The 24,933-nt window shown below is 62.5% G+C and carries 21 protein-coding genes; 10 read left to right on the top strand and 11 right to left on the bottom strand.

The genetic code is table 11. From position 1 onward, the window contains the following. Nucleotides 1–55: 55 nt before the first annotated feature. Both AB7951_RS26085 and hmgA read left to right on the top strand, forming a co-directional pair. Nucleotides 56–1,006 (top strand): MBL fold metallo-hydrolase, encoded by a 951-nt coding sequence (locus tag AB7951_RS26085; protein WP_093758037.1) that lies wholly within the window; start codon nucleotides 56–58, stop codon nucleotides 1,004–1,006. 114 nt (nucleotides 1,007–1,120) lie between these two features. Continuing rightward, entirely contained in the window at nucleotides 1,121–2,467 is a 1,347-nt protein-coding gene (gene hmgA, locus AB7951_RS26080) for a homogentisate 1,2-dioxygenase (protein ID WP_120287900.1), read from the top strand. A gap of 70 nt (nucleotides 2,468–2,537) precedes the next feature. Here hmgA and AB7951_RS26075 read toward each other — a convergent pair whose 3' ends face one another. Then, entirely contained in the window at nucleotides 2,538–2,849 is a 312-nt protein-coding gene (locus AB7951_RS26075; RefSeq protein WP_120287901.1) for a DUF1272 domain-containing protein, read from the bottom strand. Nucleotides 2,850–3,001: 152 nt separating this feature from the next. After that, a complete protein-coding gene (locus tag AB7951_RS26070) occupies nucleotides 3,002–3,478 on the bottom strand; it encodes an Lrp/AsnC family transcriptional regulator (RefSeq protein WP_120287902.1) in 477 nt (158 codons plus the stop codon). A 133-nt stretch (nucleotides 3,479–3,611) separates the two neighbouring features. Between AB7951_RS26070 and hppD the strand changes: the two genes are divergently transcribed. After that, on the top strand, nucleotides 3,612–4,736 hold the full coding sequence (gene hppD / locus AB7951_RS26065; protein ID WP_120287903.1) for a 4-hydroxyphenylpyruvate dioxygenase: 1,125 nt from the start codon (nucleotides 3,612–3,614) through the stop codon (nucleotides 4,734–4,736). 202 nt (nucleotides 4,737–4,938) lie between these two features. Here hppD and AB7951_RS26060 read toward each other — a convergent pair whose 3' ends face one another. From AB7951_RS26060 to AB7951_RS26045, 4 genes are all read right to left on the bottom strand, one after another. Then, on the bottom strand, nucleotides 4,939–6,045 hold the full coding sequence (locus AB7951_RS26060; protein ID WP_120287904.1) for a CaiB/BaiF CoA transferase family protein: 1,107 nt from the start codon (nucleotides 6,043–6,045) through the stop codon (nucleotides 4,939–4,941). Nucleotides 6,046–6,338: 293 nt separating this feature from the next. Continuing rightward, nucleotides 6,339–7,139 (bottom strand): FAD binding domain-containing protein, encoded by an 801-nt coding sequence (locus AB7951_RS26055; RefSeq protein WP_120287906.1) that lies wholly within the window; start codon nucleotides 7,137–7,139, stop codon nucleotides 6,339–6,341. Nucleotides 7,140–7,213: 74 nt separating this feature from the next. Continuing rightward, the gene (locus AB7951_RS26050; RefSeq protein WP_120287907.1) at nucleotides 7,214–9,568 is read right to left on the bottom strand and encodes a xanthine dehydrogenase family protein molybdopterin-binding subunit; all 2,355 of its coding nucleotides are present in this window, start codon (nucleotides 9,566–9,568) and stop codon (nucleotides 7,214–7,216) included. Between the two features lie 88 nt (nucleotides 9,569–9,656). Continuing rightward, nucleotides 9,657–10,142 carry a (2Fe-2S)-binding protein gene (locus AB7951_RS26045; RefSeq protein WP_068737631.1) on the bottom strand — a complete coding sequence of 162 codons (486 nt, stop codon included), beginning with the start codon at nucleotides 10,140–10,142 and terminating at the stop codon, nucleotides 9,657–9,659. A 358-nt stretch (nucleotides 10,143–10,500) separates the two neighbouring features. Between AB7951_RS26045 and AB7951_RS26040 the strand changes: the two genes are divergently transcribed. From AB7951_RS26040 to AB7951_RS26030, 3 genes are all read left to right on the top strand, one after another. Beyond that, nucleotides 10,501–11,169, top strand: coding sequence for a 3-oxoacid CoA-transferase subunit A (locus AB7951_RS26040; protein ID WP_199712009.1), 669 nt, complete (start codon nucleotides 10,501–10,503; stop codon nucleotides 11,167–11,169). Further along, on the top strand, nucleotides 11,166–11,870 hold the full coding sequence (locus AB7951_RS26035) for a 3-oxoacid CoA-transferase subunit B (protein WP_199711993.1): 705 nt from the start codon (nucleotides 11,166–11,168) through the stop codon (nucleotides 11,868–11,870). The genes AB7951_RS26040 and AB7951_RS26035 overlap by 4 nt, the downstream gene beginning before the upstream one ends. 282 nt (nucleotides 11,871–12,152) lie before the next feature. After that, nucleotides 12,153–14,198 (top strand): methyl-accepting chemotaxis protein, encoded by a 2,046-nt coding sequence (locus AB7951_RS26030; RefSeq protein ID WP_244628369.1) that lies wholly within the window; start codon nucleotides 12,153–12,155, stop codon nucleotides 14,196–14,198. Nucleotides 14,199–14,337: 139 nt separating this feature from the next. Here AB7951_RS26030 and atzF read toward each other — a convergent pair whose 3' ends face one another. The 4 genes from atzF to AB7951_RS26010 form a co-directional block, all read right to left on the bottom strand. Then, complete coding sequence (gene atzF / locus AB7951_RS26025) at nucleotides 14,338–16,143, bottom strand: allophanate hydrolase (protein ID WP_120288120.1); 1,806 nt, start codon at nucleotides 16,141–16,143, stop codon at nucleotides 14,338–14,340. A gap of 54 nt (nucleotides 16,144–16,197) precedes the next feature. After that, nucleotides 16,198–17,841 carry a regulator gene (locus AB7951_RS26020; protein WP_439066652.1) on the bottom strand — a complete coding sequence of 548 codons (1,644 nt, stop codon included), beginning with the start codon at nucleotides 17,839–17,841 and terminating at the stop codon, nucleotides 16,198–16,200. After that, nucleotides 17,838–18,572, bottom strand: coding sequence for an isochorismatase family cysteine hydrolase (locus AB7951_RS26015; protein WP_120287909.1), 735 nt, complete (start codon nucleotides 18,570–18,572; stop codon nucleotides 17,838–17,840). The genes AB7951_RS26020 and AB7951_RS26015 overlap by 4 nt, the downstream gene beginning before the upstream one ends. A gap of 262 nt (nucleotides 18,573–18,834) precedes the next feature. Continuing rightward, nucleotides 18,835–19,641, bottom strand: coding sequence for an SDR family oxidoreductase (locus AB7951_RS26010; RefSeq protein WP_068737620.1), 807 nt, complete (start codon nucleotides 19,639–19,641; stop codon nucleotides 18,835–18,837). 182 nt (nucleotides 19,642–19,823) lie between these two features. On the opposite strand from AB7951_RS26010, the gene AB7951_RS26005 reads away from it, so the two are divergent. Further along, nucleotides 19,824–20,549, top strand: coding sequence for a CBS domain-containing protein (locus tag AB7951_RS26005; RefSeq protein ID WP_120287910.1), 726 nt, complete (start codon nucleotides 19,824–19,826; stop codon nucleotides 20,547–20,549). Nucleotides 20,550–20,605: 56 nt separating this feature from the next. Here the strand turns inward: AB7951_RS26005 and AB7951_RS26000 are convergent, their stop codons facing one another. Beyond that, nucleotides 20,606–21,664, bottom strand: coding sequence for a polysaccharide deacetylase family protein (locus AB7951_RS26000; RefSeq protein WP_120287911.1), 1,059 nt, complete (start codon nucleotides 21,662–21,664; stop codon nucleotides 20,606–20,608). A gap of 162 nt (nucleotides 21,665–21,826) precedes the next feature. Here AB7951_RS26000 and AB7951_RS25995 point away from each other — a divergent pair, with 162 nt between their 5' ends. From AB7951_RS25995 to AB7951_RS25985, 3 genes are all read left to right on the top strand, one after another. After that, nucleotides 21,827–23,230, top strand: coding sequence for an OmpA family protein (locus tag AB7951_RS25995; RefSeq protein ID WP_120287912.1), 1,404 nt, complete (start codon nucleotides 21,827–21,829; stop codon nucleotides 23,228–23,230). Continuing rightward, nucleotides 23,227–23,526: a hypothetical protein gene (locus tag AB7951_RS25990; RefSeq protein WP_120287913.1), complete on the top strand. Its 300-nt coding sequence runs from the start codon at nucleotides 23,227–23,229 to the stop codon at nucleotides 23,524–23,526. The genes AB7951_RS25995 and AB7951_RS25990 overlap by 4 nt, the downstream gene beginning before the upstream one ends. A 329-nt stretch (nucleotides 23,527–23,855) precedes the next feature. Then, complete coding sequence (locus AB7951_RS25985) at nucleotides 23,856–24,902, top strand: lysylphosphatidylglycerol synthase domain-containing protein (protein ID WP_089266758.1); 1,047 nt, start codon at nucleotides 23,856–23,858, stop codon at nucleotides 24,900–24,902. The last annotated feature ends 31 nt before the right edge of the window (nucleotides 24,903–24,933 follow it).

Genomic DNA, 24,933 nt, shown 5'->3' with positions numbered 1-24,933 from the left:
AGCTCCTCGCAATGACGGCCCAGAGGCTAAAGACAAATACAAAAGGGAATATCGAATGACCAAGGGTTTCGCATCCACCACCGACATGACCGAGAAGAAGGTCACCTTCTCGGAGATCGGCACCGATCTCTATGCCTTTACGGCCGAGGGCGATCCGAACTCGGCTGTCATCGTCGGCGATGACGGTTGCATCGTGTTCGACGCGCAGGCGACGCCGGCGATGGCCAACAAGGTGATCGAGCGGGTGCGAACCGTCACCGACAAGCCGATCAAATATGTCGTGCTGTCGCATTATCATGCGGTGCGTGTGCTCGGCGCGTCCGCCTACAAGGCGCAGGGCGTCGTCGCGTCGCAGGAAACCTATCGGCTGGTGGAGGAGCGCGGCCAGCAGGACTGGGATTCCGAATTCGGCCGCTTCCCGCGCCTGTTCCAGGATGCTGAGAGCATTCCCGGCCTGACCTGGCCAACGCTCACTTTTGAAGGCGAGATGTCGATCTTCCTCGGCAAGCGCGAGGTGCGCCTGATGCAGCTCGGCGCCGGTCATACGTCGGGCGATATCGTTGCCTGGGTGCCCGATGCCGAAGTCATGTTCTCCGGGGATCTCATCGAGTATCATTCGGCCTGCTACTGCGGCGATGCGCTGCTGCGCGAATGGCCATCGACGCTCAACGAGATTCGCGCGTTCAACCCGAAAGCGATTGCGCCGGGCCGCGGCGATGCACTGAAAGGGCTGGAAACGACCCGCGAGGCGATCGCGATGACGCGTGATTTCGTGATGTCACTCTACGGCGCGGCGGAGCTGTCAGTCGCCAAGGGGCGCAGCCTGAAGGAAACCATGGCGGCAACCCGCGACGTCATGGACAAGAAGTTTTCGAGCTTTGCGATTTACGAACACTGCCTGCCGTTCAACGTATCCCGCGCCTTCGATGAAGCGTCGGGGATCGACGATCCCGTGATCTGGACCGACAAGCGCGACCGCGAAATGTGGGCCGCGCTCCAAGGGTAACATAGTAGATTCGTCATTGCGAGCGAAGCGAAGCAATCCAGAAGGTCACAAAGGAAGACTGGATTGCTTCGTCGCAAGCGCTCCTCGCAATGACGGTAGGAAAAGGAGGATGAGATGAACATCACCACCAATCCCGATCTGATCAGCCGTGCGACGTCCAATGTCACGCCGGGCTACATGTCCGGTTTTGGCAATTCATTCGAGACCGAAGCGCTCCCCGGCGCGCTGCCCATCGGCCGCAATTCGCCGCAGCGCTGCGCCTATGGGCTCTATGCCGAGCAACTGTCAGGTTCGCCCTTCACGGCGCCGCGCGGCACCAACGAGCGATCCTGGCTGTATCGCATCCGCCCCTCGGTGAAGCACTCCGGCCGCTTCGAAAAGGCGGACGCGAAGCTGTGGCGCACCGCGCCGTGCCATGAGAACGATATGCCCATTGCGCAACTGCGCTGGGATCCGGCGCCGATCCCCAAGGAGGACATGACCTTCCTGCAGGGCGTGCAGACCATGACCACGGCGGGCGATGCCGGGACACAGGCCGGTATGGCGGCGCATGTCTATCTGATCACCAAATCCATGGTCGATCAGCATTTCTACAATGCCGACGGCGAGATGATGTTCGTGCTGCAGCAGGGCAACTTGTTGTTCGTCACCGAATTCGGCCGCATCGATGCCGAGCCAGGCGAAATCGTCGTGATCCCACGCGGCGTCAAGTTTCGCGTCGAACTCACGGGCGGCGCGGCGCGCGGCTATCTCTGCGAGAATTATGGCGGCGCCTTCACGCTGCCTGAGCGCGGGCCCATCGGCGCCAATTGTCTTGCCAATGCGCGCGACTTCCTCACGCCGGTGGCTGCCTATGAGGACAAGGACACGCCGACCGAGCTCTATGTGAAATGGGGCGGCTCGCTGTTTGTCACCACGCTACCGCATTCGCCCATCGATGTCGTCGCCTGGCACGGCAACTACGCGCCGTATAAATACGACCTGCGGACCTTCTCGCCGGTGGGCGCCATCGGCTTCGATCATCCCGATCCGTCGATCTTCACGGTGCTGACCTCGCCATCGGAAACTGCCGGCACCGCGAATATCGATTTCGTGATCTTCCCGGAGCGCTGGGCGGTGGCGGAAAACACGTTCCGTCCGCCGTGGTATCACATGAACATCATGTCGGAGTTCATGGGTCTCATTTACGGCGTCTATGATGCCAAGCCGCAGGGCTTCACGCCGGGTGGGATCAGCCTGCACAACATGATGCTGCCGCACGGTCCGGATCGCGAGGCTTTTGATCACGCCAGCAATGGCGAGTTGAAGCCGGTGAAGCTCACCGGCACCATGGCCTTCATGTTCGAGACCCGCTACCCGCAGCGCGTTACGCAACACGCGGCAACGACGGCGACGCTGCAGAGCGATTATGCGGATTGCTGGAAGGGCCTGGAGAAGCGCTTCGATCCGAACAAGCGGTGATACACCGGCCGTAGGATGGGTTTCGCGAAGACGCTCTACCCATCCTACGACGCGATCAAGTTGACGTGCCTCACCGCTCCTCCGGCGGAACGTCCTTGATACGCGCCGACTGCGCGGCGATGTCTTCGAGGCTGCGGGAGAGATGCACGCGCTTGTCCGACGGCGGACGCTTGGTAACGGAAAGTCCCGGCCGCCATTCAGTGGCCGGCCTGATCGGACGCGGGGCGAAACCGCCGCCGCAGTTCGGGCAGACATTGAAGAGCTTGGTGTCCACGCAATCCGCACAGAATGTGCATTCAAAGGTGCAGATGCGCGCATCGGGTGCTGCGGGCGGCAGATCCTTGTCGCAATATTCGCAGTTTGGCCGCAGCGCCAGTGCCATCGTTCTCTCCCAATCGGTTCGTTGCGCCGATCTTGGCAGAACCGCGATGGTTCGTGAACTGTCAGGCGGCCTGACGCCGGAAGGCGGGTGCTACGACGCTGCGTCCGTGCGCGGGATGTTGAGCCGCCGCGCCCATGCGATACCCTTTGCGCTCAGGCGAGGGCTGATTTCAGCGGCAGTTTCGATGTTTCCTTCAACCGATCCAGCACGATCGACGAACGCACATGCGCCACGCTCTGATGCGGCATCAGCACATTGTTGACGAGATCGGACAATCCCTTGAGGTCGCGCAGCACGGCCTTGAGGACATAGTCGGCGTCGCCGGTCAGTGAGTAAGCTTCCTGCACCTCGTCGACCCGCTGCACCAGCGTGCGGAACTTTTTGGCATTGTCCGGCGAGTGGGTGGCCAGTTGCACCTGGATGAAGGCGATCACGTTGAAGCCGAGTGCGTCCGATGACAGGTCGGCGTGATAGCCGGAGATCACCTTCTCCTCTTCGAGCCGCATCCGCCGCCGTGAGCATTGCGAGGCCGATAGGCCGACGGCATCGGCGAGCTGCTGGTTGGTCAGCCGGCCGTCGTTCTGCAGGGCAGCCAGCATCTTGAGATCGAAGGCGTCTACCGGGATCATGCGTCAAAAGCCTCTTTCATGCGTGAACCGTGCATGAATGTCGCATATTCCATCCGAATTTGCATGCACCTTGCGTCGCAAACGACCGACACTCCAGGCAAGCGATAATGCAAATCAGCTTCGGGAGATCACCATGGGTCCGTTTCCGCACGACGCGCCGGCCGCCACCATCTCGGCACATAATCCGATGGGCACCGACGGCTTTGAATTCGTCGAATACGCGCATCCGAGGCCTGAAGAACTCCACGCCCTGTTCAGGCTGATGGGCTATGTGCCGGTCGCGAAGCACAAGACCAGGAAGATCACGGTCTATCGTCAGGGCGACATCAACTATCTCGTCAACGAAGAGCCCGGAACTCACGGCTTCAATTTCGTCGCCGCGCACGGCCCCTGCGCGCCGTCGATGGCGTTCCGCGTCGTCGATGCGCAGGCGGCCTATGACCGCGCAATTTTGCTCGGTGCCGAGCCGGCGGATGCAATCGCAGCGCAGAAGACGCTCGACGTGCCAGCCATCAAGGGCATCGGCGGCAGCCTGCTGTATTTCGTCGATCGCTATGGCGCCAAGGGCTCGGCCTATGACCAAGAATTCACATGGCTGGGCGCGAAGAACCCGCGGCCCGAAGGCGCCGGCCTGTTCTATCTCGACCACCTCACCCACAACGTCCATCGCGGCCGCATGGATGTCTGGACCGGGTTCTACGAGAAGCTGTTCAATTTTCGCCAGATCCGCTTCTTCGACATCGAGGGTCGCGCCTCCGGCCTGTTCTCGCGTGCGCTGACCAGTCCGGACGGCAAGATCCGGATTCCGATCAACGAGGATGCCGGCGATGCCGGCCAGATCGAGGAATATCTCAACACCTATCACGGCGAGGGCATCCAGCACATCGCCTGCGGTGTGACGGATATCTACACGACCATCGAGAAGCTGCGCGCCGATGGCCTGCCCTTCATGCCGGCGCCGCCTGTGACCTATTTCGAGAAGATCGATGCGCGGCTGCCGAAGCATGGCGAGGACGTGCCGCGCCTGCAGAAGAACGGCATCCTGATCGACGGCGAGGGCGTGGTCGAAGGCGGCGAGACCAAGGTGCTGCTGCAGATCTTCTCGGCCAATGCGATCGGACCGATCTTCTTCGAATTCATCCAGCGCAAGGGCGATGACGGATTCGGCGAGGGCAATTTCAAGGCACTGTTCGAGTCGATCGAGGAAGACCAGATCAGGCGCGGCGTGTTGCACGTCGGCGATAAGACCGCGGCGTAGTTCTTTCTTCTCCCTCCCTCAAGCGGCGAAGCCGCGCAGTGGGAGGGTGGATCGACCGCGAAGCGGTCGAGACGGGTGGGGTGTTTCCCCACACACCGACGTCACGTGGGGCACCCCCACCCGACCGGCCTTCGGCCGGCCACCCTCCCCACAAGGGGGAGGGATAAGAGAAGCGGAGCTCCTTAGGCGAGTATGAGCTTTCTCAACTCGCCCACTCCTTCACCGCATCAACCAGTTCCATCTTCACCGCCGGCCGTGCCGCCGATGGCGTGCGCGAGAACCGCGGTGCGGGTGCCGGCTGTGTCGCGCCTTCGTGCTGGATGAACACTTCGCGCGCCACCATATGCGGATGCTTCGTCGCTTCGGACATGGTCAGCACCGGCGCAAAGCATACGTCGGTGCCTTCCATGATTTTGGACCATTCGTCGCGGCTTTTGGTCTTGAACACTGCGGTGAGCTTGTCCTTCACCGCAGCCCAGTTCTTGGAATCCATGTGATTGTCGTAGCAGGTCTCCGACAGCCCGGCGAGTTCGCGCAGCTCGGCATAGAATTGCGGCTCGATCGATCCGATCGAGATGAAGTTGCCGCAGCTGCATTCGTAGACGCCGTAGAAATGCGCACCGCCATCGAGCATGTTGCTCTCGCGACTTTCCTTCCAGCGACCGGCCGCGGTCATGTCGAAGAACATGGTGATCAAGGATGCCGCGCCGTCGCACATGGCCGCGTCCACCACCTGCCCCTGGCCGGAGCGGCTGGCTTCCAGCATGGCGGCGAGCATGCCCATCACGAGATACATCGAGCCGCCGCCGAAATCGCCCACCAGATTCAATGGCGGCACGGGTTTGTCGGCGCCGCCGATCGCGGCCAGCGCGCCGGTGATGGAGATGTAGTTGATGTCATGGCCGGCGGCCTGCGCCAGCGGGCCATGCTGGCCCCAACCGGTCATGCGGCCATAGACCAGTCTCTTGTTGCGGGCGAGGACGACATCCGGCCCGAGGCCGAGGCGTTCCATCACGCCGGGGCGATAGCCTTCCACCAGCGCATCGGCGCTATCCAGCAGCGACAGCACCTGTGCGATGGCAGTCTTGTCCTTGAGATCGACCTCGATCACCTTGCGGCCGCGTGACGCAGCGCCCTTCGGCATCTGCTTCGGCCGCACCAGCGTAATCACTTCGGCGCCCATATCGGCCAGCAGCATGCAGGCGAACGGACCCGGACCGATGCCGGCGAATTCGACGATGCGTGTGCCTTTGAGCGGGCCGGTGGCTTTGGTCTGTGATCGCGACGACGCGATGGTGGTGTCCTGCACTTGTGTTTCCCATGCTTGATATAGGCCGTCGATGGCGACGGGCCGATTTGCCGGAAACTGTCTATGCTGGAGGTGACAAGGGCAAGAAGCTTTTGGCCGCAATCCTGCATGCGGCCATGCTGCGGCACTGCACAAAAATGCTGAAGCCAAAACTCGATGTCGTCCCCGCGAAGGCGGGGACCCATAACCACCGAGTTCGTGTTTTGCAAAGGCCTCTGCCGCCATTCCGCCACGACGGGATGGAGGCTATGGATCCCCGCCTTCGCGGGGATGACAATTGAGAGGTTCGAGTTTTACCCCGCCGCTTCCACCGCGCGCTGTGCCATCACCTTGATGAGATTGGCGCGATATTCCGCCGAGCCGTGGATGTCACCCATCAACCCATCGGCTGAGATCTTCACGCCATCCAGCGCTCCTGCCGACCAGTTCGCTTTCAGTGCCGCCTCGATCGCCGGCACGCGCATCACGCCGCTCTGCGACGCGCCGGTGGCAGCGACACGGACCTCGCCGGACTTTGTCTGGGCGACGAACACCGCGGTGAGTGCGAAACGCGACGCCGGGTGGCGCATCTTGGCGTAGCCGGCCTTGGCCGGAATGGGGAACGACACGGAAGTGATGATCTCGTCCTCTTTCAGCGCCGTCGAGAACAGGCCCTGGAAGAAATCGTCGCCTTTGATCTCGCGTTTGTTGGTCTTGATGGTGGCATTCAGCGCCAGCACGGCGGCGGGATAATCGGCGGCGGGATCGTTATTGGCGATGGAGCCGCCGATGGTGCCGCGATAGCGCACGGCAGGGTCGCCGAGCACCGACGTCAGATGCACGATCGCCGGGATCGCCTTCTTCGCCGCGGGGCTCTGCGTGATGTCGTAATAGGTCGTCGCCGCCTTGATGATCAACGCGTCGGATGTTGCCTCGATGCCGATCATCTCCTTGATCTTTGCGAGGTCGATGACATCCGTTGGCGATGCCAGCCGCTGCTTCATCACGGGGATCAGCGTGTGGCCGCCGGCGAGATATTTAGCCTCGGGATGTTTGGCGAACAGGGCCGCTGCTTCGTCGATGCTGGCGGGGCGGTGATAAGTGGTCTCGTACATCGTATTGCTCCCTTATCTTTTGGTCGTGTTTTCTTGACGCGAACCGGCTTCCACTTCGCTTGAAAACACTCCGCTTATTCCGCTGCCTGCTGCAATTGCAGCGCTTCCCAGACACGGCCCGGCGTCGCCGGCATCTCGATCTTGTTGTGGCCGAGCGCGTCCGTAATGGCGTTGATCACCGCGGGCGACGAACCGATCGCGCCGGCCTCACCGCAGCCTTTCACGCCGAGCGGATTGCCCGGGCAGAGCGTCGTGGTGTGCGAGACCCGGAACGACGGCACGTCGTCGGCGCGGGGCATGGCGTAATCCATGAACGACGCCGTCACCGGCTGGCCGTTGTCGTCATAGATAGCGCTTTCGAGCATCGCCTGACCGATGCCCTGGGCGAGGCCACCATGGACCTGGCCTTCGACGATCATCGGATTGATCAGCCGGCCGAAGTCATCGACCGCAACGAAGTCGACAATGTCGGTCTTGCCGGTGCCAGGGTCGATCTCGACTTCGCAGATGTAAGCGCCGGCCGGGAAGGTGAAGTTGGTGGGATCGTAGAACGCGCCTTCCTTCAGCCCGGGCTCCATGCCATCAGGCAGGTTGTGCGCGGTATAGGCAGCGAGCGCGACCATCGGCAGCGCGATCGTCTTGTCAGTGCCGGCCACCTTGAACTCGCCATTCTCGATGACGATGTCGCCTTCGGAGGCTTCGAGCAGATGCGCGGCGATCTTCTTCGCCTTGGCTTCTACCTTCTCCATCGCCTTGAAGATCGCGGACATGCCGACCGCCGCCGAGCGTGAGCCATAGGTGCCCATGCCGAACTGCACTTTATCAGTGTCGCCATGGACGATCTGGACCTGATCGACGGAGATGCCAAGCCTGTCAGCAACGAGTTGCGCGAAGGTCGTCTCATGGCCCTGGCCGTGGCTGTGTGAGCCCGTCAGCACTTCGATGGTGCCGACCGGATTGACGCGCACCTCTGCGGATTCCCACAGGCCGACGCCGGCGCCGAGCGAGCCGACGGCCTTGGACGGTGCGATGCCGCAGGCCTCGATGTAGCAGGAGAAGCCGAGGCCGCGCAGTTTGCCGGCGGCTTTCGCCTTGGCCTTCCGCGCCGGGAAGCCGGCATAGTCGATGGCCTTCAGCGCTGCGTCGAGCGAGGCGCCGAAGTCGCCGATGTCATAGGCCATGATGACAGGCGTCTGATGCGGAAACTGGGTGACGAAGTTGATGCGGCGCAGATCGGCCGGATCGACTTTCAACTGCCGCGCCGATGTCTCCATCAGCCGCTCCACCAGATAGCTCGCTTCCGGCCGTCCGGCGCCGCGATAGGCATCGACCGGCGTGGTGTTCGTATAGACGCCCATCACTTCGGCATAGATGGTCGGGATATTGTACTGGCCCGACAGCAGCGTCGCGTAGAGATAGGTCGGCACCGAGGACGAGAACAGCGACATATAGGCGCCGAAATTGGCGTGAGTCTTCACCCGCAGGCCCAGGATCTTGTTGTTGGCATCGAACGCCATCTCGGCATGTGAGATGTGATCGCGGCCATGGGCATCGGTGAGGAAGGCCTCGGTGCGGTCACCGGTCCATTTCACCGGGCGTCGCACTTTCTTCGAGGCCCAGAGTGCAACCATTTCTTCGGGATAGATGAAGATCTTCGACCCGAATCCGCCGCCGACATCGGGGGCGATGACGCGCAGCTTGTGTTCCTGCGCGACATTGTAGAACGCCGACAGGACGAGCCGCGCCACATGCGGATTCTGTGATGTCGTATGGAGCGTGAAGTGCTCTTCTGCGTCGTCATATTCCGCGACGGCTGCGCGCGGCTCCATCGCGTTCGGTACCAGCCGGTTGTTGGTCAGGTCCAGCGAGACGATATTGGCGGCCTTGCTGAAGGCGTCATTGGTCAGCTTCTCGTCGCCGATCGCCCAGTCATAGACCACATTGCCCGGCGCTTCCGGATGCAGCTGCGGCGCGCCCGAGGCGAGCGCTGCGGTCATGCTGCTGACGGCAGGAAGTTCTTCATAAGTCACGACCACGGCCTCGGCCGCATCCTTCGCCTGGTTCTTGGTCTCGGCGATCACAACCGCCACGGCCTGTCCGACAAAGCGCACGGTGTCCGGCGCCATCGCCGGCCATGCGCCCATCTTCATGGGTGTGCCGTCCTTGGAGGACACCGCCCAGCCGCAGATCAGGTTGCCGATCTTGTCGTCCACCAGTTGCTGCGCGGTGAGCACGTCGACCACACCCGGCATGTCCTTGGCGGCGGAGGCGTCGATGCCCTTTACTTTCGCATGGGCATGTGGGCTGCGGATGAAATGCGCGTGGGTGAGGCCGACGATCTTGACGTCGTCGACATAGCGGCCACGGCCGGTGATGAATCGCTTGTCTTCCTTGCGCGCAACGCGTGCGCCGATGCCTTCAACGCCCATCTCATGGGTCTCCCTGCCGGAGTTTTTGATTGTCCGCGCTTTCCATCGAAAGGCGCGGTTGGCTCAGCTCAGATCAATGCGCCGCGGCTCATTCAGCCGCTTGCGCAACCTTCATGCGTCCGGCGGCGTCGAGCACCGATTTGACGATGTTGTGGTAGCCGGTGCAGCGGCAGATATTGCCTTCGAGCTCGTGGCGCACCGTCTCTTCATCGAGATCGCCCGCGTGGCGATTCACGATGTCGATCGCCGACATGATCATGCCCGGCGTGCAGTAGCCGCATTGCAGGCCGTGATTGTCGCGGAACGCCGCCTGCATCGGATGCAGCTGGTCACCCTTGGCGATGCCTTCGATGGTGGTGACATTGGCGCCGTCGATCTGACCGACCAGCGTGGTGCAGGATTTCACCGCCTTGCCGTCGATATGCACGATGCAGGCGCCGCACTGGCTGGTATCGCAGCCCACATGGGTCCCGGTCAGGTTGAGATTTTCGCGGAGCAGGTGGACGAGAAGGGTTCTGTCTTCGACCGTGGCAGAGACAGATTTGCCATTGACCGTCAGTTTCACTGTGGACACGCAGACCTCCCGGTATTTTTTAATTATTCCAATTAGAAGCGCGGTGCGGAAAGTTTGCAACTGGGAATTTGGTGGGTGCTTCACCCTCCCCTGGAGGGGGAGGGTCGATGCGAGCGTAGCTCGCAGCGGGGTGGGGTGAAATCACAAGCGACGCAGTGTGTGGTCTGACCCCACCCCGTCTCGCATCCGCTTCGCGGGTGCTCACCGACCCTCCCCCTCCAGGGGAGGGTACGCGCGTATCCCTCCTGCAAATTTGTGCCTACATATCCGCAGGCCGCAATGCTCTAGTCGCGGCGCAATAAATGCCGCAAGCGATTGCGGACAATAACAATTCCGCGACGAGGAGTTTTCGGGAGTGATCGATAAGAGCGTAGCCAGCCCGGCCGAGGCCGTGGCTGGGGTGAAGGACGGGGCAGTCGTCCTGGTGGCCGGGTTCGGTACTGTCGGCATTGCCGATGATCTGCTGGAGGCGTTGCACGAGCAGGGTGCGACCAATCTCACCATCGTCCACAACAATGCCGGCAATGGCGACACTGGTTTGGCCCGGCTGATCAATTCCGGCCGCGTCGCCAAGGTGATCTGTTCTTATCCGCGCTCCGGCGACTACAGCGCTTTCCTGAATGCCTATCGTGCCAAGACGCTGGAACTCGAACTGGTGCCGCAGGGCATCATCAGCGAGCGCATGCATGCCCATGCCGCGGGGCTCGGCGGCTTCTTCTCGCCGGTCACGGCGCATACGAAACTCGCCGAGGGCAAGGAGACCCGCGAGATCGACGGCGTGCTGTATGTGTTCGAGAAGCCGCTGAAGGGCGACATTGCACTGCTGCGCGCCAAGAAGGCGGATCGCTGGGGCAACCTCGTCTATGACCAGTCGGCGCGTAACTTCAATCCGATCATGGCTATGGCTGCCGATCTCAGCGTCGTGCAGGTCAATGAAATGGTTGAACTCGGCAGTCTCGATCCGGAAGCGGTGGTGACGCCGAGCATTTTCATCGATCGTGTGGTGGTAGTGGGAGCAAAGGCATGACGTCGTCTGATAAGACCGCAACATACAAGCCGCTCAATCGCGACCAGATGGCCTGGCGCGCCGCGCAGGACCTGCAGGAAGGCGCCTATGTCAATCTCGGCATCGGCATGCCGACGCGAGCGGCGAGCTATGTGCCCGATGGGCGCGAGGTGATCTTCCATAGCGAGAACGGCATTCTCGGTCTCGGTCCGAAGCCGGAGCCGGGCACGGAAGACGAGAACCTGATCGATGCCGGCAAGAACTACACGACTCTGATCAAGGGCGGGGTGTTCATGCACCACGCCGACGCGTTCCTGATGATCCGCGGCAAGCATCTCGATGTCAGCCTGCTCGGCGCCTTTGAAGTCTCCGAAGCCGGCGATCTCGCCAACTGGACTACGGAAGACCCGTCCTTCCCGCCCGGTGTCGGCGGCGCGATGGATCTCGCGGTCGGCGCCAAGGAAATCCGCGTGATCATGGATCATACCGACAAAGCCGGTAAGCCGCGTATTCTCAAGAAGTGTCGGCTGCCGCTCACGGCACCGGGCTGCGTCAAGCGCATCTACACCAATCTGGCGGTCATTGACGTCACGGTGCAGGGCCTGTTCGTGCGCGAGATGGTCGAGGGCATGACGCTGGAGCAGTTGCAGGCACTCACCGAGCCCAAGCTGCAGCTCGCCAACAACTGGCAGTCGCTGACCCCGCCGGCGATGGCGGCGTAGTTGGCTCGTCATTCCGGGACAGGACGGACCGCGTAGCGGGCCGGCATGGGCTCGGAATCTTGAGCTGCTTTGCACAACATGTCGAGATTCCGGGTTCGGTCCCGCCGCCTACGGCGTCGGCCCGCCCCGGAATGACAGTCCTGTTCGCCTGCCGCGCAACCTCCAGAAGTTCCGGTATCCGTTTACTCGTCCTTAGCCAATGTGCCGTAGGTTTGGGCATCGGCTTTGCGCGCGCTTGCGCGCGATGACCGGGATGTTGGGAGTGATGAACGGGGGCCCCACGTGGCAACGACGACGCTTGTCCGGAAGAAGCCGGCTTCTTTTAAGTTTCCTGCCCTCAGGTTCCGCGCCAAGGTGACGCTGGGCTTTGCGGCCGTGCTCGCCATCTCCGCGCTCAGCATGGTGCTCGCTTATGTCGGCTTCGAGCGCATCTCGGCCGGCGTGGTGTCGTATCGCACCAGCGTTGCGGAGTCTGGTCTAGCCCGCAATATCGACCGCGAACTGACCTCCTATCAGGCGCTGACGCGCTATTACGTCCTCACCAGCAATGAAGCGGACGCCAAGGCAGCGAAGGCTGCGGAAACCAGTCTGAAAGACGCCATCGACCAGTCGATGAAGGTGACCAAGGACTCCGCGCGGCTCGACAAGATCACCAAACTGTCCCGCGAATTCATTACGTTCACCAAGGTGTTCGCCGACATCCTCACCGTCAAGGGACAGAACGACACCATCGCGTCGACCCAGTTGTCGCGCACCAGCCTGATGCTGCGTAACAAGATCGATGATCTCGGCGATACCGCGACCATGGCCGGCCTTGCCTCCGTACAGGATCAGGTCAAGGAAATCACCACCCAGTTCATCACCGCGACGTCGCTCGTGAACACCTATATAGGCAAGGCCGAGGACAAGACCTCGAATGCCGCAACGGCCCGCATCAAGTTCCTGCAGAACTCGTTTGCGACGATCTATGCCAATGACGACAAGATCAACAACAAGGTGAAGGAGATCACCGCGGAGACGAAGCTCTACGCTGATGCTTTCGTCAAGTTCGTTGAGAACACCAAGAAGGTCGACGGTCTCGTTCAGGAAATGTCGGAGACAGCGGGAGCGATCACCAAGCTGTCGACGGCGATGAAGGGGGATCTGCTGTCCGATCAGCAGCGTCTTGAAACCGAATCCGACACCACGATCCACGACACCGAGCGCCAGGTGATGGTGCTGGGCGTTGGCGGCTTCATCGTCGGTGCTATCCTTGCGCTGCTGCTGGGCCGCAGCATTGCCGGCCCGATGATTGCGATGTGCGCAGCGATGCGCAAGCTCGCAGCCGGCGACTTCGAAGTCGTGCTGCCAGGTCTTGGCCGCCGCGACGAACTCGGCGACATGGCCTCTGCCGTGGAAGAGTTCAAGGTACAGGCCATCGCGAAGGCCGAGCGGGATGCCGCTACGCAGGAAGAGCAAAGCCGCGAAGCCGGTGCGGCGCGCCGTGCCGAACTCATTCGCTTTGCCGACGATTTCGAGGCCGCCGTGGGCGCTATCGTCTCGAACGTGTCGGCATCGGCAGGGCAGCTGGAAACCGCAGCGGGCACGCTGACGCGCACCGCCGAGACCACCGAGGGATTGTCGAGCCGCGTCGCCGGCGCATCGGATCAGGCCTCCTCGAACATGCAGTCGGTGGCGACTGCAACCGAGGAGCTGTCGCTGTCGGTCAATGAAATCGGCCGGCAGGTCCAGACCTCCAGCAAGATCGCGGACAGCGCCGTCGTGCAGGCGCAGCAGACCGATGCCCGCATCGGCGAATTGTCGCGTGCCGCACAGCGCATCGGCGACGTCGTCGATCTCATCACGGCGATCGCGGAACAGACCAACCTTCTGGCGCTCAATGCGACCATCGAGGCTGCGCGGGCCGGCGATGCCGGCCGCGGCTTCGCGGTTGTGGCGTCCGAAGTGAAGTCGCTGGCCAGCCAGACCGCAAAGGCGACCGAGGAAATCTCGACCCAGATCGCCGGCATGCAGAGTGCGACGCAGGAATCGGTGTCGGCGATCAAGCAGATCGGCAACACCATTGGGGAGATTTCCGGCATTGCGTCCGAGATCGCCAGCGCCGTCGAGCAGCAGGGCGCTGCCACGCGCGAAATCGCGCAGAACGTTCAGCGCGTTGCCCACGGCACCCAACAGGTCGCCGGCGATATCGTCGATGTGAATCGCGGCGCGACCGAAACCGGCGCGGCGTCGGCTCAGGTGCTGAACTCGGCGCAGACCCTGTCGAGCGAGAGTGCGCGTCTGCGTGCCGAGCTCGACCGGTTCATGGGGAATATCCGGGCGGCGTAAACGCGATGCCCGCACCTATAACTCCGTCATGCCCGGGCTTGTCCCGGGCATCCACGTCTTTGCGGTGCGTGAGAAGACGTGGATGGCCGGGACAAGCCCGGCCATGACAGCGTTTCAATAGTAGCGACGCTGCGTGCGGCTACTTTTTTTCTACCATATACGCCCGCCATCCGCCAAACGACGAGATGTCCCGCGCGCCTTCCGTCGCCTTGGCTTCCACTAGAAAGCCCTTGACGCTCGATCCGTCGGACAATGTCAGTGTGCCGATCGACATCGGCTGCGGAAGCAATGCAACGAATTTGCCGAAAGCCTCTGCCGACAGCGCCCAGACTTCGACAGCGATTTCCGCGCCCGAGCCAGCGGCGACGCGCAGCAGGCCGGGCTTCGCCGGCGTCGTGCCGTTGAGTGCATAGAATTTGTAGTCCGGCGCCGTCGTCGTGGCTTTCAGCAGGCGACCATTGAGGGCCTGCAACTCGCCGTTCAGCGCCATGCCTGAGAGATGCGCGCCGACCACGGCGATCGCGATCTCGCCTTCGGCCAACTCAGTGGACAGCGGCGCCAGCGCCGGCTGCGGCAGGGCCCCGGCGCCAACCGGCAATTTGGTGTCGGCGTGAAACACGCGGCCGATGCTCGCCAGCAAGGCGTCATCGCCACCCGGTGCCAGCAGCGTGATGCCGAACGGGATGCCGTCGGCACGCATGGCCGCGGGGATGGCGAGGCCACAGAGGTCGAGCAGGTTGACGAAATTGGTATAGGTGCCGAGCCGGGAATTGAGCTCGATGGGGTTGGCGAGCACCTGCGCCGTCGTATAGGCGGTCGGCGCCGTCGGCAGCACCAGCGCGTCGATAGCAGTGAAAGCCTGTTCTGCGACACGCTTCAGCTCCTGCAACTTGTACAGGGCCGCAAACGTATCGGTCGCGCTCTGGCGTGCACCGGCGATGGTGATCTCGCGCGTCACCGGATGAATTGCATCCGGCGCAGAGGCCAGCAGGTCGCGGATCACCAGCAGGCGTTCGGCGACCCATGGTCCGTCGTAAAGCAGCCGCGCGGTCTCGTAGAACGGCTCGAGGTCGAACTCGACCAGCGTCGCGCCGAGCGAGGTCCAGCGCTTCAGCGCGTCCGCATAGGCTTTCTCCGAGGCCTTGTCGCCGAAGAAGATCAACTGCCCGTTGCGCGGCACGCCGAGCTTGAGGCCCTTCGGAAAGTCGGTGAGCGAACCCGGCACCCGCTTGCGCGAATAGGGATCATGCGCGTCATAGCCGCCCATCACATCGAGCGCGGCAACAGCGTCGTCCACCGTCAGCGTGAAGATCGACACGCAATCCAGCGTGCGGCAGGCCGGCACCACACCGGCGGTCGGTATCAGGCCAAGGCTGGGCTTGAGGCCGACGATATTGTTGAGCATGGCCGGCACGCGGCCGGAGCCCGCAGTGTCTGTACCAAGCGTCAGCGGCACGAGGCCTGCGGATACCGCAACGGCAGAGCCGGAGCTCGATCCGCCGGGCACGAGATCGTCGCGGATCGCGTTTTTGGGAATGCCATAGGGCGAGCGCACGCCGACCAGACCTGTCGCGAACTGGTCGAGATTGGTTTTGCCGATGATGATCGCACCCGCCGCGCGCAGCCGCGCCACGGCGCTGGCGTCACGCGTCGCGTTATAGGCGAAAGCGGGACAGGCGGCGGTGGTCGGCAGGCCGGCGACGTCGATATTGTCCTTCACGCCGACCGGCACGCCATAGAGTGGGAGCGTCGCGGGATCCTTCGCAGCGAGCGCCTCGGCTTCGGCAATCGCCTCGGCCTCAACGCGGAGCGTGATGAAGATCGCCGTGTCACCGCGGTCGCGGATGCGCTGATAGCTGCGCGCGACCGTCTGTGCGGGCGTCACGGTGCCGGCGCGGTGCGCGGCGACGATGGCGGCGATGGTCTCGGGAACGGATTCACTCACGATGCGAACCTGCTGCGGATGGCACGGGTGTGCCACCCGCAGGTTGAGACGATGTTATTCAGCAGGCACGGCAAGTGGCGGCTCCGATTGCGGGACAGAAGACAGGCTGGTTGCGCCGAACTTGTCCGCGGCAAAGAGCCCGGCTGCAACGAGAGCATAAGCGAGAGCGACGCCGGGCGTCACCCCCAATCCGCCGCCGATCCCGATCGCCTCGCCATGCATGAAGCCGAAATAGGTCAGGACGGCGCCGGCCAGAGCGAAGGCCGATGCATTGATGAATTTGCGCTCGATGACGAACACCGCGATGGCGCCGAGCACCAGGCCGACCAGGATCGAGCCGCCGCCCATGACTTCAAGGCCGTGGAACAGCACGCCGTTCTGCCCCATCTTGGCGATGAATTCGGGCGAGTGGATCGCGCCGAAATTCATGCCGGCGGCCCCGAGTGCGCCCGACAGCAGCACCGTGGCCCAGGCCGCAAGATGCGGCGTGAGTGCAAGCGCGATGGCGGGCGCGTGCTCGCGTGGCGTGGTCTCGAACGCCTGCGCGCAGATCAACATGCCGATATAGAGCAGGATCGGTGAGATCGCGACCACAGGGATGACGGCCAGCATCAGTGAGATGACGCCGAACCAGGAAAGTACGATCACCATCAGGCCCGTTGCTGCCGAATAGCCGATCCGGCCGCCCATCGCCTTCCAGCCGGGATGGCCGATATAGACGGCGTTGATGAAGGGGTTGCCCATCAGGCAGCCGATCAGTGAGACGACGCCGTCGGCGGTCAGCACGCGGGTGGTCGGATATTCGTCGCCGGCAGCTTCCGCGCTTTCGACGTTGTCCATCGCCTCGACCAGATCGTAGATGCCATAGGGAATGGCGGTGACCAGGATGATGCCGAGGAACTGGAATCCCGAGAACACGTGATCGAAGGCCGGGATCGGCACCGAGAAGCCGAAATTGGTGAAGGCTGCCTTGACGCCGGCGACGCTGACGCCGCCGATGCCGACACCGAACAGGTTCGAGCCCCAGGCGATCACCATGCCGACGCCGATCGCGACGAGGCCGGCCGGAATTCCCTTGGGATATTTATAGCCGCCGAACCAGCTCAGCATGATGATGGCAAAGCATGTGAGACCAATCACCGGCGTCATGAACATTTCCAGTGCCGGACGCATGGCGATGAAAGCGATGGAGACGCCGGCCAGTGTGCCGAGCAGTGCGGCGCGCGGCGTCACCTTGCGGATCCAGGGCGCGATGAACCCGCCGATCATCAGGATGAAGCTCTGGAAGAACACCCAGACGAGGCCGGCTTCCCAGCCCTTGATGGGATCGCCCGTCGTGATCGAGATCGGCAGCATGATCACGAAGGTGACGATGAACATATGCGGCACGCTGATGCCCGAGGGCAGCGCGCAGACATCGCTGCGGCCGGTCTTCTGCGCCAGTTTGTAGGCAAGCCAGGCGTAGTACATCGTCGACAGGCACATCATCAGGCCCATCGCCGGCAGGATGCGTCCGAACACGATGTTGTCAGGCATCTTCAGCACGAAGCGCAGCAGGCCGGTCAGCACCAGCATGTTGACGAGGATATTGGTGCCGAAGCCGAAAAACGCATTCCAGTCGCCCGGTGTCCATAGAGCGGGCTTGAAGTCGGATTTGCCGGCAGAATCTTTAGAAAACGTCCCCGCGGTCGTGCTCATCGTGATGCTCCTGCTGCAAGTTTGTTGGAAGTCTCCGGTGCATTTTCAGAAAGTGTCATTGCTTCAAGGATTGCGGCGGATGAGGCGACCCAGCCGAAGATGCCGCCCTGGGCCTTGATCATCTTCAGGCCCATCTCGTGGAATTCAGGAAAGTAGGACGCGCAGCCGTCAGAAATGACGATGCAGCGATAGCCGCGGTCATTGGCCTCGCGCACGGTGGTGTTGACGCAGACCTCCGTGGTGACACCGCAGACCAGCAGCGTGTCGATGTCGCGCGCCTTGAGATCGGCGCCGAGCGTCGTGGCGTAGAATGCGCCCTTGCCGGGCTTGTCGATGACGATCTCGCCTTCGACCGGATAGAGCGCGGGAATGATGTCGTGACCGGCCTCGCCGCGAATGAGGATGCGTCCCATCGGACCGGGATCGCCGATCCGCAGGGACGGCGCGCCGCGTTCGATCTTGGCGAGCGGTGCGTCGGAGAGATCGGGCAGGTGCCCCTCACGGGTGTGCACCACCATCATCCCGGTTTCGCGCGCGGCTTTCAGGACCGCGGCGATCGGGGCGACGGCGCTGGCGAGTTGCGACACGTCGTTGCCGAGCGTCTCGCCGAAGCCGCCGGGCTCCATGAAATCGCGCTGCATGTCGATGATGACGAGCGCTGTCGTGCCCCAGTCGATCGCGATCGGGCCAGGTTCTGCAAGGACCGTCGTTGTATGCAGTGAGTCCGCCATTGCCGTGTACTCCCCGAGGCATGGATGTCTCAGAGGTTAACAAAGCAAGCAGCGTGCCATTGTGTACAACTGCGACGATGGAATAGTTCAGGATATTATATTTATATAAATCAGATGGTTATTTAAGAATAGCTTTGCTGCCTAAATGTCGCTTGCAGGCCGGGCGCTGGTTAATTGCTTAGTTTATAGCCGAGGCTGATAGATCGGCAGCGATCGCACGTCATTGCAGCCCGAGGGCCGCAATGACGTGGCGTGCGTGACCTCAATCCCAGCCGTCGCCTTTGATGCCTGGATTCGCATAGACGATGCCACCGTCCACCGCGATGGTGGCGCCGACCACGTAATCGCCGGCGCGCGAAGCGAGATAGATCGCGGCGCCCGCCATGTCCTCGTCGGTGCCGATCCGGCCGGCGGGCACGCGGGTCGCCACTTCATCGGCATTGTCGCGTGCAGCCTTGTTCATGTCGGACTGGAACGGGCCCGGCGCGATGGCCGTGACGACGACGTGATCCTGGATCAGTTTGACGGCCATCCGCCGCGTCAGGTGGATCAGGCCGGATTTGCTCGCCGCATAGGAATAGGTCTCCATCGGATTGACGAAGATGCCGTCGATGGAAGCGATATTGATGACCTTGGCGGGCTTGTCCGCGCTGGCTGCTGCACGCAGCGGCCCGGCCAGTGCCTTGGTCAGAAAGAACGGCGTCTTGACGTTCAGCGTCATCACCTTGTCCCAGCCGCTCTCCGGAAATTCATCGAAGTCCGCGCCCCAGGCGGCGCCCGCATTGTTGACGAGAATGTCGAGCTTGGGTTCGCGCTTCTTGATTTCGGCAGCCAGCATCTCGATGCCGGCCATGGTCGAGATGTCGATCGGCAGTGCGATGCATTCACCGGCATACTGCGCTGAGAGTTCTTTCGCGGTGGCTTCGCACGGCCCGGCCTTGCGCGCGGTGATGTAGACCTTCGCCGCGCCCTGGCTGAGAAATCCTGCCGCGATCATCTTGCCGATGCCGCGCGAGCCGCCGGTGACGAGTGCAATGCGGCCATCGAGCGAAAACAGATTGGTGAACATGACGCCTCCCGTTTGTTTTGTCGTTGGGCCGATTGTGTGCGGCGGCGGGCAGGGGGAGTCAACAAGGCGAGTCAACAAGCGCTGCTGCAGTTGACCCAGATCAAGGCCGGAACCGGCAGCCGGCGTAGGCTTCTCGCGTTGGTTCGTCCAGCAAGCGGACCTCAACCCAATGGGAGAGTGTCATGAGAGCCCATCAAATTATGACCCGCAAGCTCGTCACCGTGTCGCCGGACGCGTCGATTAGCGAAGCTGCGCGGCTGATGATCGATTATCACGTCAGCGGATTGCCTGTGGTGGATGCGGCCGGCAAGCTGGTCGGCATTGTGACCGAGCGGGACTTCCTGCGTCGGCACGAGGTCGGCACGCAGCGCAGGCGTCCGCGCTGGCTCGAGTTCGTGCGTGGCCCCAGCCTGCAGGCTATCGATTATGTCCGCGAAGCCGGCCGCAAGGTGCATGAGATCATGACTCGCGAGGTCCGCACGGTGACCGAGGAGACCGGTCTGGCCGATATCGTTGAAGTAATGGAGAAGTATCACATCAAGCGCGTGCCGGTGCTGCAGGGCGACAAGCTCGTGGGTATCGTCAGCCGGCAGAATTTCGTCGAAGCCATCGCCGATATCATGCACGATGTCTCCGATGTCGGGTCGAGTGATGCGTTGATCCGCCGCCGCATCGTCGCTGTGCTCAGGCATAACGAATGGACACCATTCGGCCTCGACGTCCGGGTGAAGGATGGCGTCGTGGATATCGACGGCTTCATCACGGACGAGAATGTCCGTCGGGCGATCGTCGTGGCTGCTGAAAATGTGGCTGGCGTAACCAGCGTCAACGAGCATCTGTGCTGGGTCGATCCGATGTCGGGCGTGTATTTTCCGCCGGATGCCGATCTGCCGCAAAAGCCGGTCTGATCCGGCGCGGGACCCGCGACTCCGGTAAGGCTGCAGTTCGCCTGCAGCGGGCCAGACTATCCGACGCCGCCGCGCTGGAAGCCGTTCCACATCGCGGTGGCCGCGCCGGAGGTCAGCACCGGCAGATAGCGGGTGTCCTGATAGTTGCCGTTCAGCGAGACCCGCGGCAGCGCTGTGAGCTGCGAGAAGTTGTCCGAGGCGATCACGCCGGGGCGCGTCGTCACGGCTGTCTCGAAGCCGGCGTTTTTCGCCAGTGCGAATTCCCGTGTGCCCGCGGCGCAGCGGTCGCCATAGGGATAGGCAAGATGCACGGCCGGGCGCTGCAGAACGTTTTCGATATCGGTGCGGCTGGCTGACAGCTCATGCACGACCATCGCTTCGGTCTGTTTGGCGAGATTGCAGTGGCTGACGGTATGCGCGCCGATTGTCACCAGCGGATCGGCGGCAAAAGGTTTGAGTTCGTCCCACGACATGCACAGCTCACGGCTGACCGCGTCTTCGTCGATGCCATGCGCAGCGCAGAGTGCGCTGACCTCGCGGCGGATATCCGCTTCTTCCGGCAATCCGCGCAGCCAGCCATGCAGGCGGTCGAACGCCATGTCCTTGCCGGCGAGAGTCGATGTGTCCAGGCGCACCATCTGTCCGTCGATCGGGGCCTCGATCGCATCGGCTCTGGTAACGACACGCTCCAGCGCCACCCACCACAGCCGACCTGTGCCGGAGGCGAAGTCGCTGGTGACATAGACCGTGAAGGGAGCGTCGAAATCCCGCATCGCGGGCAATGCATGGTCGCGGTTGTCGCGATAGCCGTCGTCGCAGGTGAAACAGGCGAAGCGGCGCGAGAAATCCCGTTCCGTCAACCGCCGCTGCACTTCATCGGGCGTCACGATATCGACGTCGGTTGCGCGCAGATAAGCGAGGGTGGCGCGCAGGAAATCGGGCGTGATCTCGAGGTGACGGTTGGGCTGGAACGGACCGGCATGCGCAGGGCGCACATGGTGCAGCATGAAAATGGTGCCCACGCCGCCGAAGATAGGTCGCAACACCCGGTGGGCGCCGCTGAAATACAGCGCGTCCAGGCCGGCACGAATAATCGTGTTGCGAATCTGCTTCATCGTATGACCGAGCAATTGATGCTACCCACGGAAATGATCAGAAACGATTGAACAAAGCGTTATTCGAATACCCGCGGCGACGCCAGAGGTTTGCCTTGATTTCAATTTGACAGTCCCGCAAGGGTTTGTTTTCTCTCTGTTTCCAGACCCGCAGGACGTCGAATGCACGGATTTTACAGGTGGAGTGCCAAATGGTGGCCCGGGCTCATCCCGCTTGCCATCCTTTGGGCGGTTGCTGCCTGGGTTAGCACGATTCCGCTTGAAACGGATTTAACGGCGCACAGCACTGCGGCGCTGAAAAACACGATCCTCGACAAGAGCCAGATCACGGTTGCCGGCCGTGACGTATCGTTTTCTGCCGAAGCGTTTTCCGAAGATGGTCGCCGCAGTGCGGTCTCGTCGGTCGAGGCCACACCCGGCGTTCGCCTGGTCAATGACGAAACCCGCCTCGTCGCGGAAGCCAAGCCGTTCGTCTGGGTCGCGGAGCGCGACAATGTCCGCGTCACGCTGTGGGGAACCGCTCCATTGCCTGCCAGCAAGGCGCGCATCGTGGAAGCGGCCCGCGCCGCACTCAGCGGAACCGAGGTCTCCGACCGCATGGGTCTGAAGCGCGGCGCGCCGCCGCGGTTCGATGCCGCGGCTGTGCTGTTGCTCGATCAGGTCGCCAAGCTGAAGGAAGGCAAGGCGGTGATTTCGGATACCAATGTCAGCCTCTCCGGCATGGCGCGCGATCTCGGTGGCCGCGAAGCCATTGCGGCCGCGTTGAAGAATCTGCCGGAAGGTTTCACGGTCGCGGCCAATGACGTCAAGGCGCCGCCCTATGTGTTCCAGGCCAACAAGGACCCGGTGACGAATACGCTGACGCTGAGCGGCTATGTCCCGGACAACACCATTCACGCCGCGCTGGCGTCGGCTGCCGGACGCAAGTTCGGCAATGAGAAGATCGTCGATAACCTGAAGGCCAGCATCGGCGCGCCCGGCGGTTTTGCCGCAGCGGTGACCACGGCGCTGGGTGCGCTGTCGCGGCTGTCGACGGGGACCCTGGTGGTGTCCGACCGCGAGGTGAAGCTGTCAGGTGACGCACTCTACGAAGTGGCCGCCGACCAGATACGCGCAAGCCTGGCGCGCGAGCTCCCGCAGGGTTGGCAGGCCAAAGCCGAAGTATCGGTGAAGCCCGCCGCGGCACCGGTCGATGCCAGCGTGTGCCAGCAGCTCTTCGCGCAGAACCTGACCAAGGGCCGCATCCGGTTCGAGCCGTCCAGCGCCAGCATCAATGTGGATTCCGCCGGCTTGCTCGATCGCCTCGTGGAAATCGCCATGCGCTGTCCCAATGTCCGGGTCGAGATCGCCGGTCACACTGACGGCGATGGCGACGCAGCGTTCAATCAGTCGCTGTCGGAAAAGCGCGCGCTCGCCGTCGAAGAATATCTCGTGAAGGCCGGCCTGCCTGCGGACCGTTTTTCGACGATCGGCTACGGCAGCACCCAACCCATCGCCACCAACGATACCGACGAAGGCAAGCTGCAGAATCGCCGGATCGAATTCGTCGTGAGGCAAGCGCCATGACCTATCTTGCGATGTTTCACTGGGGCTGGCTGCTCGGGGCGTTCCTGATCGGCTTCTGCATGGGCTGGATCGCCGTGGTCTATCGCGGGCGTTCGGTGTCGCGGGTCTGGATCCAGCGCCTGTCGGTGATCGCCGTTGTCATCGTGGGCGTCGCGATTGCCAAAGTCGTGCCCGGCCGCTTCGGCTACTGGCTCGATCTCGGCCTTGCATTGTTCGGCTTCTATCTCGTCGGCTGCGCCATCGGGTCGTGGCTGCGCGACATCGTGGTGACCAGGCAGCAGGCCCGCGCGACCTGAGGTCTGTGGCGCATGCCGCTGCCGTCTTTTTTATCAACGTCTCGCCGCCAAATCGGCGGCATGAGGTCACGAAAGCCTCATTGTCACGTGAGACGCGTCAGGACGTTGGCATTTTGCCGCAGCGAATGCGCCCGAGAGGCTGGTGGTTTGTTAGGACTGACCTAATATACTGATGTGGCTTGTTTTTATTCACAGCCGGCGAATTCCACTTTGCCGCAAAACGCGCTACGACGGTTGTGCCGGAGACAACTGATGTGGCGGTTCCGCCGAGGCTAGTCTGACTTCCTGGTCCAGATCTCTCTGGTCAGGGGATCGCATTCGAGGTTGAGATGCTGGAAGCAATACGCAGGGCGATCTCGTTTCTGCGCGAGAAGCAAATCCTGCACAAGCTCGGTGTCTTGATCAGCGTCGCGGTGATCGGCATCGCCTGCTACATGCTGTATCACAAGCTGCGCAACATCGACGCTGCTGCCGTTTTCCGGGCGATGACGGAGACCGAGCCGCGGCTGATCATGTTGTCGGCGCTGTCGGTCGCCGCCGGCTATTTCACCCTGACATTCTACGACTGGTTTGCGGTGCGCACGATCGGTCGCCGCGACGTGCCGTACCGGATCAACGCGCTGGCGGCCTTCACCAGCTATTCGATCGGCCACAATGTCGGCGCCAGCGTCTTCACCGGCGGCGCGGTGCGCTATCGCATCTATTCGGCCTGGGATCTCAGCGCCGTCGATGTCGCCAAGATCGTCTTTCTTGCCGGCCTCACCTTCTGGCTCGGCAATCTCGCGGTACTCGGCATGGGCATCGCCTATCACCCGGAGGCGGCCAGCGCGATCAACCAGGTGCCGCCATGGATGAACCGCATCCTGGCCTATATCATCCTCGCCGGCCTCGTCGGCTATGTGGTCTGGGTCTGGATGAAGCCGCGCAGCGTCGGCCGCGGCCCATGGTCGGTGGTACTGCCGGGCGGCCCGCTCACCTTGCTGCAGATTACCATCGGCATCATCGATCTCGGCTTCTGTGCGCTGGCGATGTACATGCTGGTGCCCGCCGAGCCTGACGTCGGTTTCGTCGTGGTGGCGGTGGTGTTCGTCTCGGCCACCTTGCTGGGTTTCGCCAGCCATTCGCCCGGCGGTCTTGGCGTGTTCGACGCCGCCATGCTGGTTGGCCTCGAAATGATGGATCAGGAAAAGCTGCTGGCCGGCATGTTGCTGTTCAGGGTGCTTTATTACCTCGCGCCGTTCTTTATATCAGTCATGTTACTGACGCTTCGCGAGCTTATTATCGGTTCGCGATCGAAAAAGCTGCAGGCGGTCGCGGCGGACGCCAAGCCCGGCGTCGGCCACCCGCTCAAGGAACATGGTCGCTCCGGCGCCTGATATACGTTCGCATTCGCAGCAGGAAGAGATC

Origin of the sequence: Tardiphaga sp. 285_C5_N1_2, assembly GCF_052076065.1 — a bacterium.
GTDB classification, from domain to species: Bacteria; Pseudomonadota; Alphaproteobacteria; order Rhizobiales; family Xanthobacteraceae; genus Tardiphaga; species Tardiphaga robiniae.
Note: the sequence above shows the minus strand (reverse complement) of the source record. Positions and strands in the feature narration are given on the sequence as shown.